The 19,285-nt window shown below is 59.9% G+C and carries 16 protein-coding genes and 3 tRNA genes; 7 read left to right on the forward strand and 12 right to left on the reverse strand.

Going from position 1 to position 19,285, the window contains the following annotated elements:
• Positions 1-56: 56 nt before the first annotated feature.
• The 4 genes from prfB to ACOQOQ_RS13050 form a co-directional block, all read right to left on the reverse strand.
• The gene (prfB, locus tag ACOQOQ_RS13035; protein ID WP_420567420.1) at positions 57-1,184 is read right to left on the reverse strand and encodes a peptide chain release factor 2; all 1,128 of its coding nucleotides are present in this window, start codon (positions 1,182-1,184) and stop codon (positions 57-59) included.
• A gap of 76 nt (positions 1,185-1,260) precedes the next feature.
• A complete protein-coding gene (locus ACOQOQ_RS13040; RefSeq protein ID WP_420567421.1) occupies positions 1,261-3,813 on the reverse strand; it encodes a penicillin-binding protein 1A in 2,553 nt (850 codons plus the stop codon).
• Positions 3,814-3,911: 98 nt separating this feature from the next.
• Complete coding sequence (locus ACOQOQ_RS13045; RefSeq protein ID WP_420567422.1) at positions 3,912-5,132, reverse strand: N-acetylmuramoyl-L-alanine amidase; 1,221 nt, start codon at positions 5,130-5,132, stop codon at positions 3,912-3,914.
• 92 nt (positions 5,133-5,224) lie between these two features.
• On the reverse strand, positions 5,225-6,370 hold the full coding sequence (locus ACOQOQ_RS13050; protein WP_420567423.1) for a pyridoxal phosphate-dependent aminotransferase: 1,146 nt from the start codon (positions 6,368-6,370) through the stop codon (positions 5,225-5,227).
• Between the two features lie 60 nt (positions 6,371-6,430).
• Between ACOQOQ_RS13050 and ACOQOQ_RS13055 the strand changes: the two genes are divergently transcribed.
• Together ACOQOQ_RS13055 and ACOQOQ_RS13060 are read left to right on the forward strand one after the other, a co-directional pair.
• Entirely contained in the window at positions 6,431-7,759 is a 1,329-nt protein-coding gene (locus tag ACOQOQ_RS13055) for a M48 family metalloprotease (protein WP_420567424.1), read from the forward strand.
• Between the two features lies 1 nt (position 7,760).
• Positions 7,761-8,513, forward strand: a complete 753-nt coding sequence (locus ACOQOQ_RS13060) for a DsbA family protein (RefSeq protein WP_420567425.1) — start codon at positions 7,761-7,763, stop codon at positions 8,511-8,513.
• Between the two features lie 3 nt (positions 8,514-8,516).
• On the opposite strand, the gene ispG is transcribed toward ACOQOQ_RS13060, so the two are convergent.
• The 3 genes from ispG to hemA all read right to left on the reverse strand — a co-directional run bounded on the left by ispG (position 8,517) and on the right by hemA (position 12,238).
• Complete coding sequence (gene ispG, locus ACOQOQ_RS13065; protein WP_420567426.1) at positions 8,517-9,650, reverse strand: flavodoxin-dependent (E)-4-hydroxy-3-methylbut-2-enyl-diphosphate synthase; 1,134 nt, start codon at positions 9,648-9,650, stop codon at positions 8,517-8,519.
• 76 nt (positions 9,651-9,726) lie between these two features.
• On the reverse strand, positions 9,727-10,896 hold the full coding sequence (locus ACOQOQ_RS13070) for a helix-turn-helix domain-containing protein (RefSeq protein WP_420567427.1): 1,170 nt from the start codon (positions 10,894-10,896) through the stop codon (positions 9,727-9,729).
• A 109-nt stretch (positions 10,897-11,005) separates the two neighbouring features.
• The gene (hemA, locus tag ACOQOQ_RS13075) at positions 11,006-12,238 is read right to left on the reverse strand and encodes a 5-aminolevulinate synthase (RefSeq protein ID WP_420567428.1); all 1,233 of its coding nucleotides are present in this window, start codon (positions 12,236-12,238) and stop codon (positions 11,006-11,008) included.
• A gap of 132 nt (positions 12,239-12,370) precedes the next feature.
• On the opposite strand from hemA, the gene ACOQOQ_RS13080 reads away from it, so the two are divergent.
• Together ACOQOQ_RS13080 and ACOQOQ_RS13085 are read left to right on the forward strand one after the other, a co-directional pair.
• Positions 12,371-13,747 (forward strand): M20/M25/M40 family metallo-hydrolase, encoded by a 1,377-nt coding sequence (locus ACOQOQ_RS13080; RefSeq protein WP_420567429.1) that lies wholly within the window; start codon positions 12,371-12,373, stop codon positions 13,745-13,747.
• A 40-nt stretch (positions 13,748-13,787) separates the two neighbouring features.
• Entirely contained in the window at positions 13,788-14,639 is an 852-nt protein-coding gene (locus tag ACOQOQ_RS13085) for an alpha/beta fold hydrolase (RefSeq protein WP_420567430.1), read from the forward strand.
• On the opposite strand, the gene ACOQOQ_RS13090 is transcribed toward ACOQOQ_RS13085, so the two are convergent.
• Positions 14,636-15,511, reverse strand: coding sequence for a glycosyltransferase family 2 protein (locus tag ACOQOQ_RS13090; protein ID WP_420567431.1), 876 nt, complete (start codon positions 15,509-15,511; stop codon positions 14,636-14,638). The genes ACOQOQ_RS13085 and ACOQOQ_RS13090 overlap by 4 nt on opposite strands.
• Positions 15,512-15,604: 93 nt before the next feature.
• On the opposite strand from ACOQOQ_RS13090, the gene ACOQOQ_RS13095 reads away from it, so the two are divergent.
• Entirely contained in the window at positions 15,605-16,360 is a 756-nt protein-coding gene (locus ACOQOQ_RS13095) for a hypothetical protein (protein WP_420567432.1), read from the forward strand.
• Here ACOQOQ_RS13095 and ACOQOQ_RS13100 read toward each other — a convergent pair.
• The 4 genes from ACOQOQ_RS13100 to ACOQOQ_RS13115 form a co-directional block, all read right to left on the reverse strand.
• Entirely contained in the window at positions 16,354-16,569 is a 216-nt protein-coding gene (locus ACOQOQ_RS13100; RefSeq protein WP_420567433.1) for an RND transporter, read from the reverse strand. The two genes, ACOQOQ_RS13095 and ACOQOQ_RS13100, sit on opposite strands and share 7 nt — an antisense overlap.
• A 30-nt stretch (positions 16,570-16,599) precedes the next feature.
• Positions 16,600-16,676: transfer RNA gene (locus ACOQOQ_RS13105), tRNA-Asp, on the reverse strand.
• A gap of 41 nt (positions 16,677-16,717) precedes the next feature.
• A tRNA-Asp gene (locus ACOQOQ_RS13110) sits at positions 16,718-16,794 on the reverse strand.
• Between the two features lie 349 nt (positions 16,795-17,143).
• A tRNA-Val gene (locus ACOQOQ_RS13115) sits at positions 17,144-17,219 on the reverse strand.
• A gap of 46 nt (positions 17,220-17,265) precedes the next feature.
• Between ACOQOQ_RS13115 and ACOQOQ_RS13120 the strand changes: the two genes are divergently transcribed.
• Together ACOQOQ_RS13120 and ACOQOQ_RS13125 are read left to right on the forward strand one after the other, a co-directional pair.
• Positions 17,266-18,057 carry an HAD-IIB family hydrolase gene (locus tag ACOQOQ_RS13120; protein ID WP_420567434.1) on the forward strand — a complete coding sequence of 264 codons (792 nt, stop codon included), beginning with the start codon at positions 17,266-17,268 and terminating at the stop codon, positions 18,055-18,057.
• Positions 18,058-18,060: 3 nt separating this feature from the next.
• Positions 18,061-19,281 (forward strand): glycosyl transferase, encoded by a 1,221-nt coding sequence (locus ACOQOQ_RS13125; RefSeq protein ID WP_420567435.1) that lies wholly within the window; start codon positions 18,061-18,063, stop codon positions 19,279-19,281.
• The last annotated feature ends 4 nt before the right edge of the window (positions 19,282-19,285 follow it).

The raw sequence follows: 19,285 nt of genomic DNA on the forward strand, positions 1-19,285 counted from the left end.
CCTGCCCGCTCACGATTTAGCAAAATCCCTTTTGGATCAATCCCCAAGGGTGTGCGTTACTCTTCCGCGTTCGCCTCGGCGCGGGATTTACCCGACACTTGCATGGCCAGCGTGGCGGCCATCAGCCCGTCCAGATCGCCATCCAGAACGCCCGCGCTGTCCGAGGTTTCATAGCCCGTCCGCAGGTCCTTTACCATCTGGTAGGGCTGCAACACGTAGGACCGGATCTGGTTGCCCCAGCCCGCGTCGCCCTTGGATTCGTGGGCGGCGTTGATCGCCTCATTGCGGCGGTCCAGCTCCATCTGGTACAGGCGCGATTTCAGCGCTTTCATGGCGATGTCACGGTTCTGGTGCTGCGATTTTTCCGAGGAGGTCACCACGATCCCTGTCGGGATGTGGGTAATCCGTACGGCCGAATCCGTCGTGTTCACGTGCTGACCGCCCGCGCCCGAGGAACGATAGGTATCAATGCGAATGTCAGCAGGGTTTACTTCGATCTCGATATTGTCGTCCACCACCGGATAAACCCAAACCGAGCTAAACGAGGTATGCCGCCGCGCCGAGCTGTCATAGGGCGAGATCCGCACCAGACGGTGCACGCCGCTTTCGGATTTCAGCCAACCATAGGCGTTATGCCCGCTGATCTTGTAGGCGGCGGATTTGATCCCCGCCTCTTCGCCATAGCTGATGGATTGCAGCTCGACCTCGTAACCCTTCTTCTCAGCCCAACGGACATACATCCGCGCCAGCATCGAGGCCCAGTCGCAGCTTTCGGTGCCGCCCGCGCCCGAGTTGATTTCCAAGAACGTGTCCGAACTGTCAGCCTCGCCGTCCAGCAGCGCCTCCAGCTCTTTTTCGGCGGCCTTGACGGCCAGCGCCTTGATGGTTTCCTCGGCCTCGGCGACGACTTCTTCGTCTTCTTCCATTTCGCCCAGTTCGATCAGTTCGATATTGTCGTTGAGTTCGGTCTGGATGTCATTGTGACTGGCCACCGCATCCAGCAGCGACTGGCGTTCACGCATCAGTTTCTGCGCGCCTTCGGGATCGTCCCACAGGGTCGGATCCTCGACACGGGCATCGAATTCCTCAAGCCGGTATTGCACAGTTTCCCAGTTCATACGCTGACGCAACAGGGCCAGCGATTTCTCGATAGCTGCAACCGTGTTCTGAACTTCTGCGCGCATGGAAGGCCCCTGAATATCTTATTATCCGGCTTGGGTGATAGCCCAGCCCGAAGGCCGGGGCAAGCAGGCGCGCGCGTTAATACAGTCCGCCCGAAGACACGGACCCGAACGAAGCCTTGGGCCCCACAACCGCCGTTCCCCCGGTCGAGGTCGTGACCTCTTGCGAGTATTCCTGCACCTCGTCGATCAGCGGCAGGTTCGACCCCATGGCAAAACCGCCATCATAGGTGATGCCAAAGATCGGCTCTTCGCCTTCACGGAAATATTCTGCCACAACATGCGAGCCACTTTCGCCATCAAGCAGCCGCGCGCCGGTGAAACGGTCGATCTTGATAAAACGTCCGCCCTCGGGCACGCGGAACTTGCCGCCACCGTATTTCTGCGTGGCTTTCTTCATGAACTCCTGGAACACGGGGCCGCACATGGTTCCCCCGTAGGACCCTCGGCCCAGCGGGCGCGGCGTGTCCATACCCATGTAACACCCTGCCACGATATTGCTGGTGAAGCCGATAAACCAGACGTCCTTGGATTCGTTGGTGGTACCGGTTTTGCCCGCCGTGGGAACGCCCAGATTAACGATGCCCGCCGCGGTTCCGCGCTGCACCACACCTTGCATCATCGAGGTCAGCTGATAGGCGGTGATCGCATCCATCACGCGCTCGCGGTTGCTGACGATATTGGGCTTGGTGCCAGCGCTCAGGAACCCATCGAAACAGTTGGTGCAGGTGCGTTTGTCGTGGCGATAGATCGTCTGGCCATAGCGGTCCTGAACGCGGTCAACCAGCGTAGGCTCGACCCGCTCGCCGCCATTGGCGAACATCGCATAGGCCGCAACCATCTTGAACAGGGTGGTTTCCTCGGCGCCCAGCGAGTTGGCCAGGAATTCACCCATCGCGTTATAGACTCCGAAATCCTCGGCGTAATCGGCGATCACATCCATGCCGACCTCTTGGGCCAGACGGATTGTCATCAGGTTCCGCGACTGCTCGATCCCGGTGCGCAGCGGCGTGGGGCCGTAGAACTGGTTGGACGAGTTCTTGGGCCGCCACAGACCTTGAGGGGTATCAATCTCGATCGGGGCGTCGATCACAATGGTGGCCGGGCTATATCCGCTGTCCAGCGCCGAGGCATAGACGAAGGGTTTAAAGCTGGAGCCCGGCTGACGGTTCGCCTGCGTCGCGCGGTTAAACACCGAATGCTGATAGCTGAACCCGCCCTGCATGGCGATCACGCGGCCAGTGTTAACGTCCATGGCCATGAAACCGCCCTGGATCTCGGGCACCTGGCGCAGGGTCCAGCGGACGAAACTTCCGTCGCTTTCCTTGGTCAATGCTCGCACAAGAACCACGTCACCAACTTCAAGCAGATCACTGGCGCGCTTGGCCTTTTTACCAGTTTTTCCGTCTTCAAGTTGCTTGCCGGCCCAGGTCACGTCCTTGGCGACGATCCAGTGGCCATCGGCGTCTTCGGCGATCCCCTCGATGCCGATACGGGCGTCATTCTTGCCCAATTCCAGCACAACGGCGGGGTACCATTGACCGTCCAGCACGATGTCGCGCGGCACATCGGTGGCGTCCAGCGCGGCGCGCCATTTTTCCTCTGTGTCCAGCTGAGCGGCGTCGATCTTTACCTCGGTTCCGCGCCAAACACCGCGGCTGCGGTCGTATTTTTCCAGGCCGCGACGCAAGGCCGAGGCAGCATCCACCTGCATTTCGGGGTCGATCGTGGCACGCACGGACAAACCACCCGAGAAGAACTCGCCCTCGCCGAATTCCTCGGACAGCTGGCGGCGGATTTCATCAGTGAAATAGTCTCGCGGCGGAAGCGCAGTGCGGAAGCTTTCGAAATCACCGTTCTGCACCGAGCGCAGTGGCTTGGCCTTCTCAGCTTCATAGACCGCTTGGGTGATGTAGCCGTTTTCGGCCATTTCCTTCAGCACGAAATTGCGGCGCGCCAGCAGGCGCGATTTGTTCCGAACCGGATGATAGTCGGACGGCGCCTTGGGCATCGAGGCCAGCATTGCCGCCTCGTGCGGGGCCAATTCGCCCAGAGTCTTGTTGAAATAGGTCTGCGCCGCTGCGGTCACACCATACGAGTTCTGGCCCAGGAAAATCTCGTTCAGATACAACTCAAGAATCTGGTCCTTGCTCAGTGTTTCTTCAACACGGGTGGCCAGGATGATTTCCTTGATCTTGCGTTCAATCTTCTTTTCGCCACCCAGAAGGAAGTTCTTCATCACCTGTTGCGTGATCGTCGAGGCCCCGCGCAGGTTCTTGCCCCGCGACTTGGCCGCATCCACCGCCGCTGAAACGATGCCGCGCGCGTCATAGCCTTTGTGCGTATAGAAATTCTTGTCCTCGGCGCTGATGAATGCTTGCTTCACCAGGTCGGGGATTTCATCCGCAGGGGTGAACAGGCGCCGTTCCTTGGCGAATTCATCGATGATCTGACCTTCGCCCGAATAAATCCGGCTGATGGTGGGCGGTTTGTATTGGGCCAGGCTTTCGTGGCTGGGAAGGTCCTGACCATAGATCCAGAACACCGCACCAATGGACAAAGCCACAACGGTCAGCCCCAGCGTCGCCGCCGTAAAGATCGCTCCGAAAAAGGAAAGAATGAACCTCAGCACCCACCGCGCCCCTATGCTTGTTGGCGTCTCTATACTTCTCACATCGCATAGCGTCAAAACAAGAAGCGTTGATCAGCGCGCGAGAATCCGCTGTTTTCCTAGCGCCGGACCAGTTCGCGCAGGTTGGCATCGGCGTCCATCCACGCCCGAAGCGCATCCCGGATCGCCACCGAAGTATTCAGCCGCCAGTTCTTGTCCTGCAGGTTTTTCAGATCCCGTTCCGAGGACATGAAGCCGATCTCAAGCAGGATCGAAGGGATGTCGGCAGATTTCAGCACCGAGAATGACGCATAACGGATGGGCTTGTTGTTCACCGGCGTACGCGCGGCACGCAGGCCCTGCACCAGGCTTTGGGCCAGTTGCTCTGAACGCGGTTTCGTTTCCTGGCGGGCCAGGTCCATCAGGATGCCAGCCACCACGTCGTCCTGACCAGACAGATCGACGCCGGAAAGGATATCATCGCGATCATGACGTTCGGCCAATTGCTGGCTGGCCTCGTCGCTGGCACTGTCGCGCAGCAGATGCACCGTGGCGCCATGCGCATTGCCCTCGGACAGCGCGTCAGCGTGCAGCGAGATGAATACATGCGCCCCGGCTTCGTGCGCAATCGCGATGCGCCGTTCAAGCGAGACAAAGCTGTCATCCTCGCGCGTCAGCACCACATCGAAGCGGCCTGAACGGACCAGTACCTCTTTCAATTCCTTGGCAAATTTCAGGATCAGGTGTTTTTCCTTCAACCCGTCACGTTCGGCACCCGGATCAATCCCCCCATGGCCGGGATCCAGCACCACCACCAGCGGACCGTCCCCGCGTTTTTGCGCTTTGGCCACCTCGGCGGGGGGGGGCAGATCCCAGCGCGGATCATAGGGCGCGCCCGAACGTGCGGCAAAATCCTGCGCTGACGTTTCGGACAGGGACACGCTTAGCCGGGCCTTGCTTGTGGCCGGATCGATCTGCATCTCAATAGCATCGGGCAACAGGGGCTCGGCAAGGTCAATTACCATCCGCGACCAGCCGGGCCGGAAAGCTCCGAACCGCACATCCGAGGCGCGATTGGCATTCAACAGTACCTCTGAGGACACGTTGGTCCAGTCGATCTCGCGGAAATCCATGACAAGCCGACGTGGCTGATCCAGCGTGTAGACGCGATAGGGCACGCCTTGTGTCAACGCCAGCTCCACCGAAAGCCCTCCGCCCCAGGTGTCGCGGATTTGCGAATATCCCACGTCCACACGAGCAAGCCCGCTCAGCTCTTGTGCTTGCAGGCGGGCTGGCATCACCGCCAGCAAAACCATAACTACCCAAATAATACTGCGCATCCGCTCTTTCCGGCGTGTGGCTGCCTCGTTGAGGGCACGATACGGCAAGGGCGCGGCGCTGCCCAGCCCCCTGCCGCATCATTGCGCGAAAATCAGCCCCGAGTAGCCATGTAGCGGGTCAGCCGCTCCAGCCCTTCAATGATATCTTCGGTCTGCCGGGCATAGGAAAAGCGCAAGGTTCCGCCCCCGCGCACCGGATCGAAATCCAGACCCGGCGTAACGGCAACGCCCGCGTGTTCCAGAATTTCGGCGGCCAGGGTGCGGCTGTCCTCAGTCAGATGGCTGACGTCGGCATAGACATAAAAGGCCCCATCGGGTGGTGCGATCCTGTCGAACCCGGCCTTGGGCAGCCCCTCCATCATCAGTTGGCGGTTCTTGGCATAGATGGCGACATTCCGGTCCAGCTCTTCGGTGCAGTCCATCGCATGCAAGGCGGCGACCTGGCTGGCATGCGGCGGGCAGATAAACATGTTCTGAGCGATCCGTTCAACCAGTCGCACATGGTCTTGCGGAACCACCATCCAGCCGACACGCCAGCCGGTCATGCTGAAATATTTCGAGAACGAGTTGATCACATAGCATTCGTCCGTGATCTCCAGCGCGGTTACGGCTTTCTGGTCATACTCGATTCCATGATAAATCTCGTCGCTGATCAGGATGGTGTCACTGTCAGCGCAGGCTTTGACGATTGCCTCCATTGCGGGACGATCCAGCATCGTACCCGACGGATTACCGGGCGAGGCAACCATCAACCCATCAAGGTTCAGATCAGCAAAATCAGCGGGCACGGGCTGCAGCCGGTTGGCCGAGCTGGCCTGCAGGGCCACCGGCTCCAGGTCTAAAGCGCGCAGAATCTGCCTGTAAGACGGGTACCCCGGCTCGCCCACTCCTACGCGGGCGCCGCGATCGAACAGGGCCGTAAAGGCCAGGATGAACGCCCCGGACGATCCCGGCGTGACCACCACGCGGTTCCAGTCCAGATCGACGCCATACCATTCGCCATACAGACGGGCGATGCGTTTTCGCAAAGCAGGCAGTCCAAGGGCCACGGTGTAGCCCAGCGAATCCGAGTTCATGGCATCACTCAGCGCCTTGCGCGCACCGGCGGGGGCCGGTGTGCTGGGCTGACCGACTTCCATGTGAATGATGTTGCGCCCTGCCTCTTCAGCGGCGCGCGCGGCCTCCATCACGTCCATCACAATAAAGGGATCAACCTCGCCACGTCTTGAGTTTCGCATCTGTTCATTCCTAAGGTGCCGAAAGAGACGCCAATTCACAGCGAAACAGGACCGCCGTCAATGCACCTCATGGGCCGATTGGCCACAATTACCCTGCTCTGCCTTGTGCTGGCCGTCCCCGCCCGCGCAGCTACGTTGTTGCGGGACGCGGATATTGAACATTCGCTGAGTCAACTGGCCCGTCCGATCTTGGCGGCGGCAGGATTATCTCCTTCTTCGGTCAAGATCGTGGTGATCAAGGACAGCAGCTATAATGCCTTTATCGTCGACCGGCGGCATATCTTCATTCATTCGGGCCTGCTGCTGAAAATGAAAAGTGCCGCGCAGCTGCAATCGGTGCTGGCGCACGAGGCGGCCCATATTGCAAACGGTCATATCACCCGGCGCCAGCAGAACGCCCGTGCAGCGAACACGATCGCAGGGCTTGGCATGGCGCTTGCAGCTGCGACCGCCGCAACCACCGGCAATGCGGACGCTGCATCAGGCATTGGCGCGGGGATCAGCGCGACAGCACAGCGTTTGTTCCTATCCCATACCCGCGCCGAGGAAGCTGCCTCGGACCTTTCAGCCTTGCGCTACATGATCTCGGCCGGCGTGAACCCCCAGGCCTATCTGGAGGTGCTTGACATCTTTCGAGGTCAGGAAATGCTGTCGGCATCGCATCAGGATCCCTATGCACGCTCGCACCCTTTGACCCGCGACCGGATCCGCGCTTTCAAGGCGCAGGTCACCGCACTGAACGGAACACCCAAACCCGATCCCAAGGCGGACTATTGGTTTCAGCGCGCGCAAGGAAAGCTGTCGGCGTTTCTGCGCGCCTCCAGCTGGACGCTGCGCCGTGCGCCCAAAAGCGCCACCAAAGACATTCGCCTGATGCGCGAGGCCGTCGCCCATCACCGCAAACCCGACAGCGCGAAAGCCATCGCAACCATCGACCGTCTGGTGGCCATGCGACCCAAGGATGCCTTCGCGCATGACCTGCGCGGGCAAATCCTGCTGGAATCGCGCAAAACCAGTGCTGCCGTTGCAGCCTATAAGACAGCCGCCAACCTGGCCCCCAAGAACGCGCTGATCCTGGGCGGGTATGGGCGCGCGCTGCTGGTTTCGGGCCAACACAAATCCGCGCGCCAGGTGCTGGAAAAAGCCCGCGCGCGTGACGCCACTAACCCCAGCCTGCTGCGTGATCTGGCGATGGCCTATGCGCAGCTTGGACAAACCGGCATGGCCTCGGTCGTCACGGCCGAACGCTATGCTTTGATCGGTCGCCCCAAGGATGCGCTGATCCATGCCAAACGAGCCGAGGGGCTGCTGCCTCGTGGTTCTGCCTCTTGGCTTCGGGCGCAGGATGTGATTTCTGCCTCGAAAGCCGCTGTAAACAAAAGGAATTGATATGAAACGTCTTCTTGCCTCTGCGGCACTGCTGATCGCAGGTGTGGCCGCCCCTGCCCAGGCCTCTGACCTGACCCAGATGAGCGATGCCGAACGCTCGGCGTTTCGTGCCGAAGTACGCGCCTATCTGATGGACAATCCCGAGGTGATCCTGGAAGCCTACCAGGTTTACGAACAGCGCCAGGCCGCCGCCCAGGCCGCGATCGAGCAGCAGATGGTCGCCGCCTATGCAGGCAAGATCTTTGACGATCCGAATTCGTGGGTCGGTGGCAATCCGAATGGCGACATCGTTCTGGTCGAGTTTTCGGACTATCGCTGTGGCTATTGCCGCAAAGCCCACCCCGAGGTCCAGCAGCTGCTCGAAGCCGATGGCAACATCAAGCTGATCATCAAGGAATTCCCCATTCTGGGCGATCAATCAGTGCTGGCCTCGCGCTTTGCCATCGCCTCGCGGATCGTTGGCGGCGACGAAGCCTATGAGAAGATGCACAACGCCATGATGGAAACCAAAGCCGCCGTCAGCGAAAAAACCCTGACCCGTCTGGCGAACAAACTGGGGCTGGATGGCGACGCGATCCGGGGCAAGATCAACGACCCGCTGGTGGATCAGATCATCAGTGAAAACCATCAGCTGGCCCAGGCACTGCAAATTTCGGGCACGCCGACATTCGTGCTGGGGACTGACCTGCTGCGCGGCTATGTCCCGCTGGCGGATATGATGGAGCTGGTAGAGGCCGCCCGCGAGGACAGCTGAGACTCAGACGTCTTCGTCCATGACCTCGACCGCGCCGTCCTCGATCTGGGCGGCGCGTTTTTCGACCTCTTCCACGATGTGATCGACCATCTGGTCGTTGGACATTTTATGGCTGGCCTTGCCGGCCAGATAGACCATGCCAGACCCTGCCCCACCTCCGGTAAATCCGACGTCTGTCATCAGCGCTTCGCCGGGGCCGTTGACCACGCAGCCGATGATCGACAGGCTCATGGGGGTTTTGATGTGTTCCAGCCGCTGCTCCAGCGTTTCCACGGTCTTGATCACGTCAAAGCCCTGGCGCGCACATGACGGGCAGGAAATGATATTTACACCGCGGTGGCGCAGACCCAGCGATTTCAGGATCTCATAGCCGACCTTTACCTCTTCGACCGGATCGGCGGACAGGCTGACGCGGATCGTGTCACCAATGCCCATCCACAGCAGGTTCCCCAACCCGATCGAGGATTTGATCGTGCCGGACATCAGCCCGCCTGCCTCGGTGATGCCCAGATGGATCGGGGCATCGGTCAACTCGGCCAGTTGCTGATAGGCGGCGGTGGCCATGAAGACATCGCTGGCCTTCACGCTGATCTTGAACTCGTGGAAATCGTGGTCCTGCAGGATCTTGATGTGATCCATGCCGCTTTCGACCATCGCGTCGGGCGTCGGCTCGCCGTATTTGTCCAGCAGGTGCTTTTCCAAAGATCCGGCGTTCACGCCAATCCGGATCGAGCAATCATGATCGCGTGCGGCCTGGATGACCTCTTTCACCCGATCCTCGGAACCGATATTGCCCGGATTGATCCGCAGACAGGCAGCGCCAGCCTCGGCGGCTTCGATCCCGCGTTTATAGTGGAAATGGATGTCAGCGACGATGGGCACCGGGCTTTCGCGCACGATCTCTTTCAGCGCCTTCGAGCTTTCCTGATCAGGCACCGAAATCCGAACGATGTCAGCCCCGGCGTCTGCGGCGCGGATCACCTGATCCAGTGTGCCTTTTACATCCGTCGTCAGCGTGTTGGTCATGGTCTGAACCGAGATCGGCGCATCCCCCCCAACAGGCACAGAGCCTACGTGGATCTTGCGGCTTTGGCGGCGATAGATATTGCGCCACGGGCGAACATGGTTCAGCGACATGAGGTCGTCCTTGCATCCAGAAGATCAGCTTAGAGGCTACTTAGCGCCCCCGCCTGCGCGCTTCAATGGGCTGCGGTCAGTTGTCGGGCTGTTGGCTCAGTTCGGCCACGGTGCGGGCCAGTTCCTGATGCTGTTCCAACGTGGCCACGGCATAGGCTGTGGTCAGATTGTCTTGTGACAGGGACAGGTCCTTGGTCACGGTGCCCTTAGAACCTGCAGGGCCGTAATGCTGGCCATTCACCGCGAAATAGATCGCGCTGGATTCGCCCACGCGCAGCACGGGCGGTTGTTCGGTCTGAGGCACAACCCAGCGATCGCCGGCCTCCATGATGCCTTCGTAGATCACGCTGCCATCAGCGGCGCGGACACGAACCCATGCGGGGCGCACGGCAACCATGGCCACCTGAGGCGCGGCATCGGCAACCACTTGCGGGGTGGCCGCAGGTTCGGGCACCGGGGCCACATCCAAGGGGTCGGCCTCGGTCTCGGCCGTGCGGAAGCTGCCCACCATGTTTGGATCAAGCGTCGAGATCGGCGCATCACGCGCCACCATCACCGGCACATCCAGCGCTTGCGGGCGATACAGACGATCCAGGGCATCCGCGCGCGGGGCGGTCAGGCCAGAGTCGGCCATCTGCGGGGCAGTGCCCACATCCAGCGGATCCAGATCGGCCAGAACGTCAGGTGTGTTCTCAACGGGCGCCAAGCGCACGCGCTGCACCTCGTTCAGCACGGAATACCCGCCAAACCCGATCGAGCCGATCAGCAGCAGCAGAACCAGCGCCGAGCCAATGGCCCCGGGTTCGATATTCGCGAAAAACGAGTCACGGCTGGGTGCGAACGAGCTTCCGGCAAACAGGTCGGTGTCACTATGGACGGGCATTTTGGGCGCGTTGTTTTTGCGGATCGAGGACGCCTCGGCCGACATGCCATGCGCGGTAGCAAACCCGCTTTCCCGGCAAAAATTTTCGAAGGCCTGATCGGGATCCATATTCAGATAGCGCGCATAGGACCGCACATAGCCGGCGATGAAGCCGGGCGTATCAAAGGCTGAAGGATCGGAATTTTCAATGGCAGCGATGTAAGACGCTTTGATGCGGAGTTCTCGTTGCACATCCAGCAAGGATTTGCCCATGGTGGCCCGCTCGCCACGCATCATGTCGCCTAGGCGAGTCTCGAAACTGTCGAACCCTTTGGGTTCAACTTTATCTTCCTCGTCGATACGCGGTGTCTTGCGCCTGATCATCCCCATCTGCCCCTTAAGCAATTCGCTTTTCCGAACCTGCCGATTCGAGACGCGACCTTTATTTTCTTCACTCTAGCACAACTCAAGCGAAAAAGCATTTTGGGCAAGGTCAGGCAGATAATTCGGCGCGATTTAGCTCACAGCGCGCCCAAAGCTCATCCAGCGCGTGCACCAATGCGTCCATCTCTTGCGGTCCGTGTACAGGCGACGGAGTAAAGCGCAGGCGCTCGGTGCCGCGGGGCACAGTGGGAAAATTGATGGGTTGCACGTAGATGCCGAACCGTTCAAGCAGCATATCGCTCAGTTGCTTGGTATGGACCGGGTCGCCAACGATCACCGGAACAATATGGCTGCCGTGATCGATGATTGGCAGGCCTAGCCCCTTGAGGCGCAGTTTCAGCGCGGCGGCCTGTTGTTGATGACGCTCGCGCAGGGCGCTGTCGGTCTTCAGATGGCGCACACTGGCAGCCGCCCCGGCCGCTACGGCAGGCGGCAATGACGTGGTGAAGATAAAGCCCGGCGCGTAAGACCTGATCGCATCGCACATCTTTGCCGAGGCCGCGATATAGCCGCCCATCACCCCATAGGCCTTGGCCAGCGTACCGTTGATGATATCCAGCCGGTGCATCAGCCGGTCACGTTCCGCCACACCGGCCCCGCGGGGGCCGTACATCCCCACCGCGTGCACCTCGTCAATATAGGTCAGCGCGCCGAATTCGTCGGCCAGATCGCAGATCGCCTCGATCGGGCCGAAATCGCCATCCATGGAATAGACCGATTCAAATGCGATCAGTTTGGGGGCTGCGGGATCGTCCGCCTCCAGCAGCTCTCGCAGATGGGCCACGTCATTATGTTTGAAAATCCGCTTCGCGCCACCGTTGCGTCGCACACCTTCAATCATCGAGGCGTGGTTCAACTCGTCGCTATAGATGATCAGGCCGGGGAACAGCTTGGGCAACGTGCTCAGCGTCGCGTCATTGGCGATATAGGCGCTGGTGAACAACAAGGCCGATTCCTTGCCGTGCAGGTCGGCCAGCTCGGCCTCAAGCTGTTTGTGATAAACTGTGGTGCCCGAGATATTCCGCGTCCCGCCCGAGCCGGCGCCCGTCGCATCAAGCGCCTCGTGCATGGCGGCCAGAACCACTGGATGCTGCCCCATGCCCAGATAGTCGTTGCCACACCATACGGTGACGTCTTGGCTGGTTCCGTCCTCGCGTCGCCAGACAGCATGGGGGAAATTGCCGTTCTGGCGCTCGATATCGATGAAGGTGCGATAACGCCCCTCCTCGTGCAGGCGGCTCAAAGCGGTGTCCAGCTGGGCAGAATAATCGGCGCGCGTCATGATGTGTCCTCCGGTTCGCTGCCGAGGGTGTACGCGCAGCCCGGTTCGTTGACCTTGATTTCCATCAAGTTCCCCGCTGGACAGTGACGCGCCCGGTGCTACCCTAGCTGCGGTGAACGAAAAGGAGCGACCATGACCCTGGACCCTGTCCTGTCCCGCATTGATGCCGATCTGCCCCAAGCCCTGGACCGCTTGATTGAACTGTTGCGCATCCCCTCGATCTCGACCGATCCGGCTTATGACGATAAATGCCAAAGCGCCGCCGACTGGCTGGTGGATGACCTGCAAAGCATTGGCGTGGCAGCAGAAAAGCGGCAGACACCGGGCCATCCGATGGTTGTGGGACACGTAGAGGGCGACGGGCCGCATATCCTGTTTTACGGTCACTATGACGTACAGCCCGTGGACCCGCTGGAGCTGTGGAATCGCGACCCGTTTGATCCGGCCATCGAGGAAGAAAACGGCAAACAGGTGATCCGCGGACGGGGGGCCTCGGACGACAAGGGGCAGCTGATGACTTTTGTCGAAGCCTGTCGCGCCTGGAAAGAAGTTCACGGTGCCCTGCCCTGCAAGATCACCTTCTTTTTCGAAGGCGAAGAAGAAAGCGGCTCGCCATCGCTGATCCCGTTCATGCAGGAAAACGCGGACGAGCTGAAATCGGACATCGCGCTGATCTGCGATACGGGGCTGTATGGCGACAGCACCCCTGCGATCGTCACCATGCTGCGCGGCCTTCTGGGCGAAGATTTCACCATCACCGGACCGGATCGGGATCTGCATTCGGGGATGTATGGTGGCATTGCGATGAACCCCATCCGCGTCCTGAACAAGATCCTGGCCGAGCTGCATGATGACACCGGCCGCGTCACGCTGGACGGGTTCTATGACGATGTGCCCGAACTACCCCAAGAGGTCATGTCCCAGTGGCAGGGCCTGGCCTTTGACCACACGAGTTTCCTGGGTGAAGTCGGCCTGAAACACCCTGCAGGCGAGCAGGATCGCACGCCGCTGGAAATGATCTGGTCGCGTCCCACATGCGATGTGAACGGCATCTGGGGCGGCTACACGGGCGCGGGCTTTAAGACCGTGCTGCCCAGTCAGGCCAGCGCCAAGGTCAGCTTTCGCCTGGTTGGTCAGCAAGACCCCGACAAAGTGCGCAAGGCCTTCCGCGCTCATCTGGAAAGCCGCCTGCCCGAAGGTTTCACAGTCGAATACCGCACCGACAAAGGGGCCCCGGCCTCGCAGATGTCGATCGAAAACCCGATGTTCGACAAGGCCCGGCTGGCGCTGTCGGATGAATGGCCTAACCCTGCGGCCTATGTGGGCTGTGGCGGCTCGATCCCCATCGCGGGCTATTTCAAGGACATTTTGGGAACCGATGCGATGCTTATCGGGTTTGGCAAGGATGACGACCAGATCCACAGCCCCAACGAGAAATACGATCTAAGCAGTTTTCATATGGGTATCCGCAGCTGGGCTCGCGTGCTGGAAGCCTTGACGCGCGGGTAATGGCTTTGCGCCAGCGTCGAATACGAGCAAAGGAAAAAGCATGGCTGAACTACATGTAAACGGGCTGAATGTGGCCTACGACATCAGCGGAGACGGCCCTCCGGTGTTGATGTTGCACGGCTTTCCGCAAACCCGTGCCATGTGGGACCCGATCGTGCCAAGCCTGGAGCAGCGCTTTACTGTCGTAAGGGCCGATCTGCGGGGCTATGGCGCGACGGACAAACCGGCAGAGGTATCCGAGTATTCGTTTCGGGCCATGGCCGCCGATCAGGTGGCGCTGATGCAGGAACTTGGCTTTCCGCAATTCCATGCGGTTGGACATGACCGAGGAGCGCGGACTGTACACCGGATGGCCCTGGATCATCCTCAGGCCGTTCTCTCGATCTGCCTGATGGACATCGTGCCGACCCATCTGTTGCTGGATCAGCTGACGCAGCAGGTGGCGCGCGCGTATTACCACTGGTTCTTTCTGTCCCAGCCCGCCCCCTTTCCGGAACGGATGATCCAGGCCGACCCCGACCACTATTTCGAAAGCTGCCTGTTGGGATGGGGTGCCTCTCAGATCCGTGATTTCGACCCGCGCCTTCTGGAGCAATACCGCACCGCTTGGCGTGATCCTGAAACGATCCGCGGCATGTGTAACGATTACCGCGCCGCGCTGGATGTCGATTTCGATCTGGATGCGCAGGATCTTGACCGGCAGATCACCTGCCCTGCGCTTATCCTGTACGGAGCCGATGGGGCCATGGCGCGCGCCTTTGATATTCCGGGAACCTGGCGCGCACGTTGCACAGACATGCGCGCAGCGGGCATACCGGGCGGTCATTTCTTTCCGGACACCGCGCCGAAAGAAACCTCTAAAGCGATTTTAGAATTCCTGTCAGAGACTTAGAGAACGCCCTTAAACCTATCCGGCAGGCGGAACTGCAGCGCATAGTCGGGTCTGTTGAACTGATAAAACCCTGTCTCGCCACGCGGGCCAAAGCTGCGGTGCATTTTCTTGCGATAGGGGCGCATGTCAAAGCCCGGCACCATTTCCATCTGGGCAAAGTCGTCAAACAACGCGCGATCCTCGCCGCGAGCGTCAGGAAACCAATGGCGGCCGATGGAAATCTCCTGAACCGAGCCGCCAATGTCCTGAGTGATCTGGTTTCGACGGTTCATCGCGCCGACATATTCTCCGAAATCGCAGAACTTCAGATGCAGCAGGAACAGGCTGTCAGGCGTGAACAGCTTGTCAAACTGGGTGAAATGACCGCCCCGCGCGATCTTGGTACCAACAGAAACCACACAGGGTTTCGAGTAATGCGGCGCCAGCCGGACATGCATCCTTGGCCCCAGCAGATGATCTGTAACCGGTTGATCCTCAACGTCTATTCTGTGGATCAGCTCAAGACCCAAGGGGGTCAAAACCCGACCTTTGCGCGCGTCATTCAGGAATTCCAGCAAGGTGCGCCCGTCCTCGGGGTCGATCACCACCAGTTCATCGACATCCCCGACGATCACATGGTCATAATAACTGCGCAGCCCCATCACCATGTTGTTCAGCAGCCGCCAGCGTTTCATGTCGAAATTTTTATGCGGGTCACCGGGGATACCGATGATGTTGCAGCCCTCGGCCAACCTGGCGACGTCCTCGCCCCGACCATGGTTAATGATGTACAGATTCTCACGACCGAAAATGCGACCGTAGTGGCGCAACCAAATATCGAGAAAGAACAGGTCGTCACGCACCATGGTGACAACCGCTACGGTGGACTGCATCTTTAGTTTGGCCTCTGCTCAACTGCCTTTTGGCAAGCCTAACCTTTTTGCTGTTATAAGAGAATCGAATTTTGACCGAATGGATTGCCTCTCGTGCTTCTTGCCTCGCTTGTGCCTGCTGATTTTGCCCGGACGGGGCTGCATTTTGCGCCAAGCGGCGTGAATCCCACTCGCTTTCAGGTGATCGGAGAGCGCAGCAGTGGCACCAACCATGTCAAACGCCTGCTGGGGCGCAACACGCCGCTAATCCCCGTTGAACTGCTGGGTTGGAAACACGGTGGCATACAGGCGCAGGCAGTGCCGCGCGATATGGTGGTGGTACTAAGCCTGCGCAATGCGGTGGATTGGGCGCTGTCAATGTACGCCAAGCCGTGGCACACGCCTCCGACCATGCAACAACTTGAATTCGCTGACTTTTTGCGCACCCCTTGGGAAACGATTCTTGACCATCCCAAGTATTTCGAAGGCGCGGGCCCCCTGATGGTCGGCCAGCCCCTGCAACAAGATCGGGACCCGATGGGCCGTCCCTACCCCAACCTGTTTGCGCTGCGGGTGGGCAAGCTGGCTGCGCATCTAAGCTGGCTGAACCGGGGCTGCAGCGTGGTGGTCGTGCGTCACGAAAGCGTTCTGGCCGATCAGGAAGGATTCGTTCAGAAATTCCGCAGCCAGATGGGCCTGCCCCCGCTGGACGCGCCCTTGCGGCCCGTGGTGAAACGTCTTGGCTCTCGGTTCGTGGCGGCCGTCAGCGGCCGGCCTGATGCCCCCAAGGAAATCACGGACGGCGACCGCGCCTTTTTGCGCGCGCAACTGGACCTGCCTTTGGAAAAAGCGCTGGGATACGACTACTGACGCAAAGTGCGCAGGCCCTTCAGAGCGGCCAGCAGCCACGGCAGCCCGTGAAACAGCAGATCGAACATATCAAGCGGGCGCACCAGATCGCCGGCGACCAGCATCTTCAGCTTTTCCCAGATGTGCGGTTCAGGAACAAACGGAGCCAGGCCCAGCGTCGCACAAACCAACAGAACAGTTGCCCATGAAATCGAGTCGAGCCAGCGCATGATCATATCCATTCAAGAAAGGGGGGAAAGTGGCGCGGTTGACGGGGCTCGAACCCGCGACCCCCGGCGTGACAGGCCGGTACTCTAACCAACTGAGCTACAACCGCGCTTTTCCTCTCGAGTCATTCGCCTGTGGATCGGACAGTGGTGGCGCGGTTGACGGGGCTCGAACCCGCGACCCCCGGCGTGACAGGCCGGTACTCTAACCAACTGAGCTACAACCGCTCACTGTCCGCTCAGGCGACCCGAGCGTGAGAGGCTGTTTATGCGCAACCCTGTCGGGCGTCAAGCGGATGATGATGGAAAAAGTGCAAATATTTTCGCAAAATTCAGATCACTCAAAGCCGCCTGTTTTTACCCCCGGTGCCAAGCCTGGGCGCCAGTCGAAACCGACACCCCGGCCACCTGAAAACGCCCAATTCCTGTGCAGCGCGAAGGTCCGTGTTACAATTTCCAGCATAAATTCACCCAAACGCCTGTTTTAAAGGCGATGTGGCGCTTAGGATGTTAGCGAGAACACAGCGAAAGGCAGGGCCAGGGACGGCACCGCAACGTTATGGAACAAAAAGAAAAATGGTGGGTGATGAGAGACTCGAACTCCCGACATCTTCGGTGTAAACGAAGCGCTCTACCAACTGAGCTAATCACCCGTGGCGCCTCTGTTACCGAAAGCTTTTGCGAGGCGCAAGAGGTCTGATGACGGAATTTTCCGCAATTGTGTTCACTGATCTGGATGGCACGCTTCTGGATCACCACAGCTATGACTATACACCGGCCCTGCCCGCGCTGAACGCCCTGGCGCAGCGCGGAATTCCGGTGATACTAGCCAGCTCGAAAACTGCGGCCGAGATTGCTCCGCTGCGCAAGGAATTAAACCTGTCGGCCCACCCCGCGATTGTCGAAAACGGCGCCGGGCTGCTGCCTGCGGGGGCCAGCTCTGCCGGGGATAACAGCGCTTATCTGGACCTGCGCGCCGCGCTGGATCAGGTTCCAAGTGCGCTGCGCGGGCTTTACATCGGGTTTGGCGACATGACCGCCCGGGACGTTGCCGATCACACCGGCCTGCCCCTGCCCCAGGCTGAACTGGCAAAGACCCGAAACTATTCCGAGCCCGGCATCTGGACCGGCACGCCCGAACAGCAGACCGAATTTCAGAACGCGCTAACCGCGCTTGGTGTCAGCTGCAGGTTCGGAGGCCGCTATCTGACCCTTAGCTTCGGACGCACCAAGGCCGACCAGATGGAGGCGATCCGTGCTATGTACGGCGCCACAACCATGATCGCCCTTGGCGATGCGCCCAATGATGTTGAGATGCTTGAGGCCGCTGACCACCCGATCCTGATCACCAATGCACAGGCCAAGCCCCTGACCGTCCCCGGGACGCTTGCGCCGCGCCTGACCCGAAGCACTCTGCCCGGTCCCTCCGGCTGGAACGAAACCATCAGCGCCCTTCTGGCTGCGCTGCCCAACGACCCAAAAGGAGCCTGACACGTGGCTGACTTTCACCAGAACGGCAATATCGCCACCCTTCATAACCTGCGCGCCAATGACAGCGCCGCCCTGACCCGCGAACTGGAAAACTTCGCGGCCACGCGCAAGATCTCGTTGATCCTGCCCTCGTTGTTTTCCGAGCTTGAAGGCGACGCTTTGCCCAAGATCCTGGATCAGCTGGCTCAGGTTCCTTACCTGCACCGCATTATCATCGGTCTGGACCGCGCTGACAAAGATCAGTTCCGCTATGCCAAGGAGTTTTTCTCGAGACTGCCGCAGAACCATATCGTGATCTGGAACGACAGCCCGCGGATGAAAGCAATAGATGACCGGCTGGCAGAGCTTGGGCTTGGCCCATGCGAGCCCGGAAAGGGCAAGAACGTGTGGTCCTGCCTGGGGTATCTGATGGCCTGTCAGGACAGCTCGGTCGTGGCGATCCATGACTGTGATATCGTCACCTATGACAAGGACATGCTGGCCCGGCTGGTCTATCCCGTTGCCAACCCCAACTTTCCCTACCAGGTTTCCAAAGGGTTCTATGCCCGCGTGGGCGCTGGCAAGATCAACGGGCGCGTCAGCCGTATGCTGGTCTCGCCCAGTTTGATCGCGCTGAAACGGGTGATCGGCGATCGCGATTATATCGATTTCCTGCGATCCTTCCGCTATCCGCTGTCGGGCGAGTTTGCCATGCGCACCTCGATCCTGCCGGATCTGCGGATGCCATCGGATTGGGGACTTGAGATTGGCCTTCTATCCGAAGCATGGCGCAACCTGGCGCGCAAATCGGTCTGCCAGGTCGAAATCGCGGACCATTACGACCACAAGCACCAGGACCTAAGCCCCGACGACCAGACCACCGGGCTGAGCCGCATGTCTATCGACATCTGCAAGTCCATGTTCCGCAAGCTGGCCACCGACGGCACCGTGTTCACCGAGGAAACCTTCCGCACGCTCAAGGCCACCTATTACCGCACCGCGCTTGACCTGCTGGAAGATTACTATCACGACGCCCAGATGAACGGGCTGAACGTGGACCGTCACGCAGAAGAGCGCAGCGTGGAAATGTTCGCTGAAAACATCGTCGAGGCAGGCCGCGTGTATCTGGAAAACCCGGCCGAGACGCCCTTTATCCCCACCTGGGCGCGGGTCAATGCGGCCGATCCCGATTTGATGCGCGATCGCAAGCTGGCCGCCGAAGCAGACTTTGCCGAGTTCACCTAAGGGG

Origin of the sequence: Thalassovita sp. (genome assembly GCF_965218685.1) — a bacterium.
In the GTDB taxonomy this organism is placed as follows: Bacteria; Pseudomonadota; Alphaproteobacteria; order Rhodobacterales; family Rhodobacteraceae; genus Thalassobius.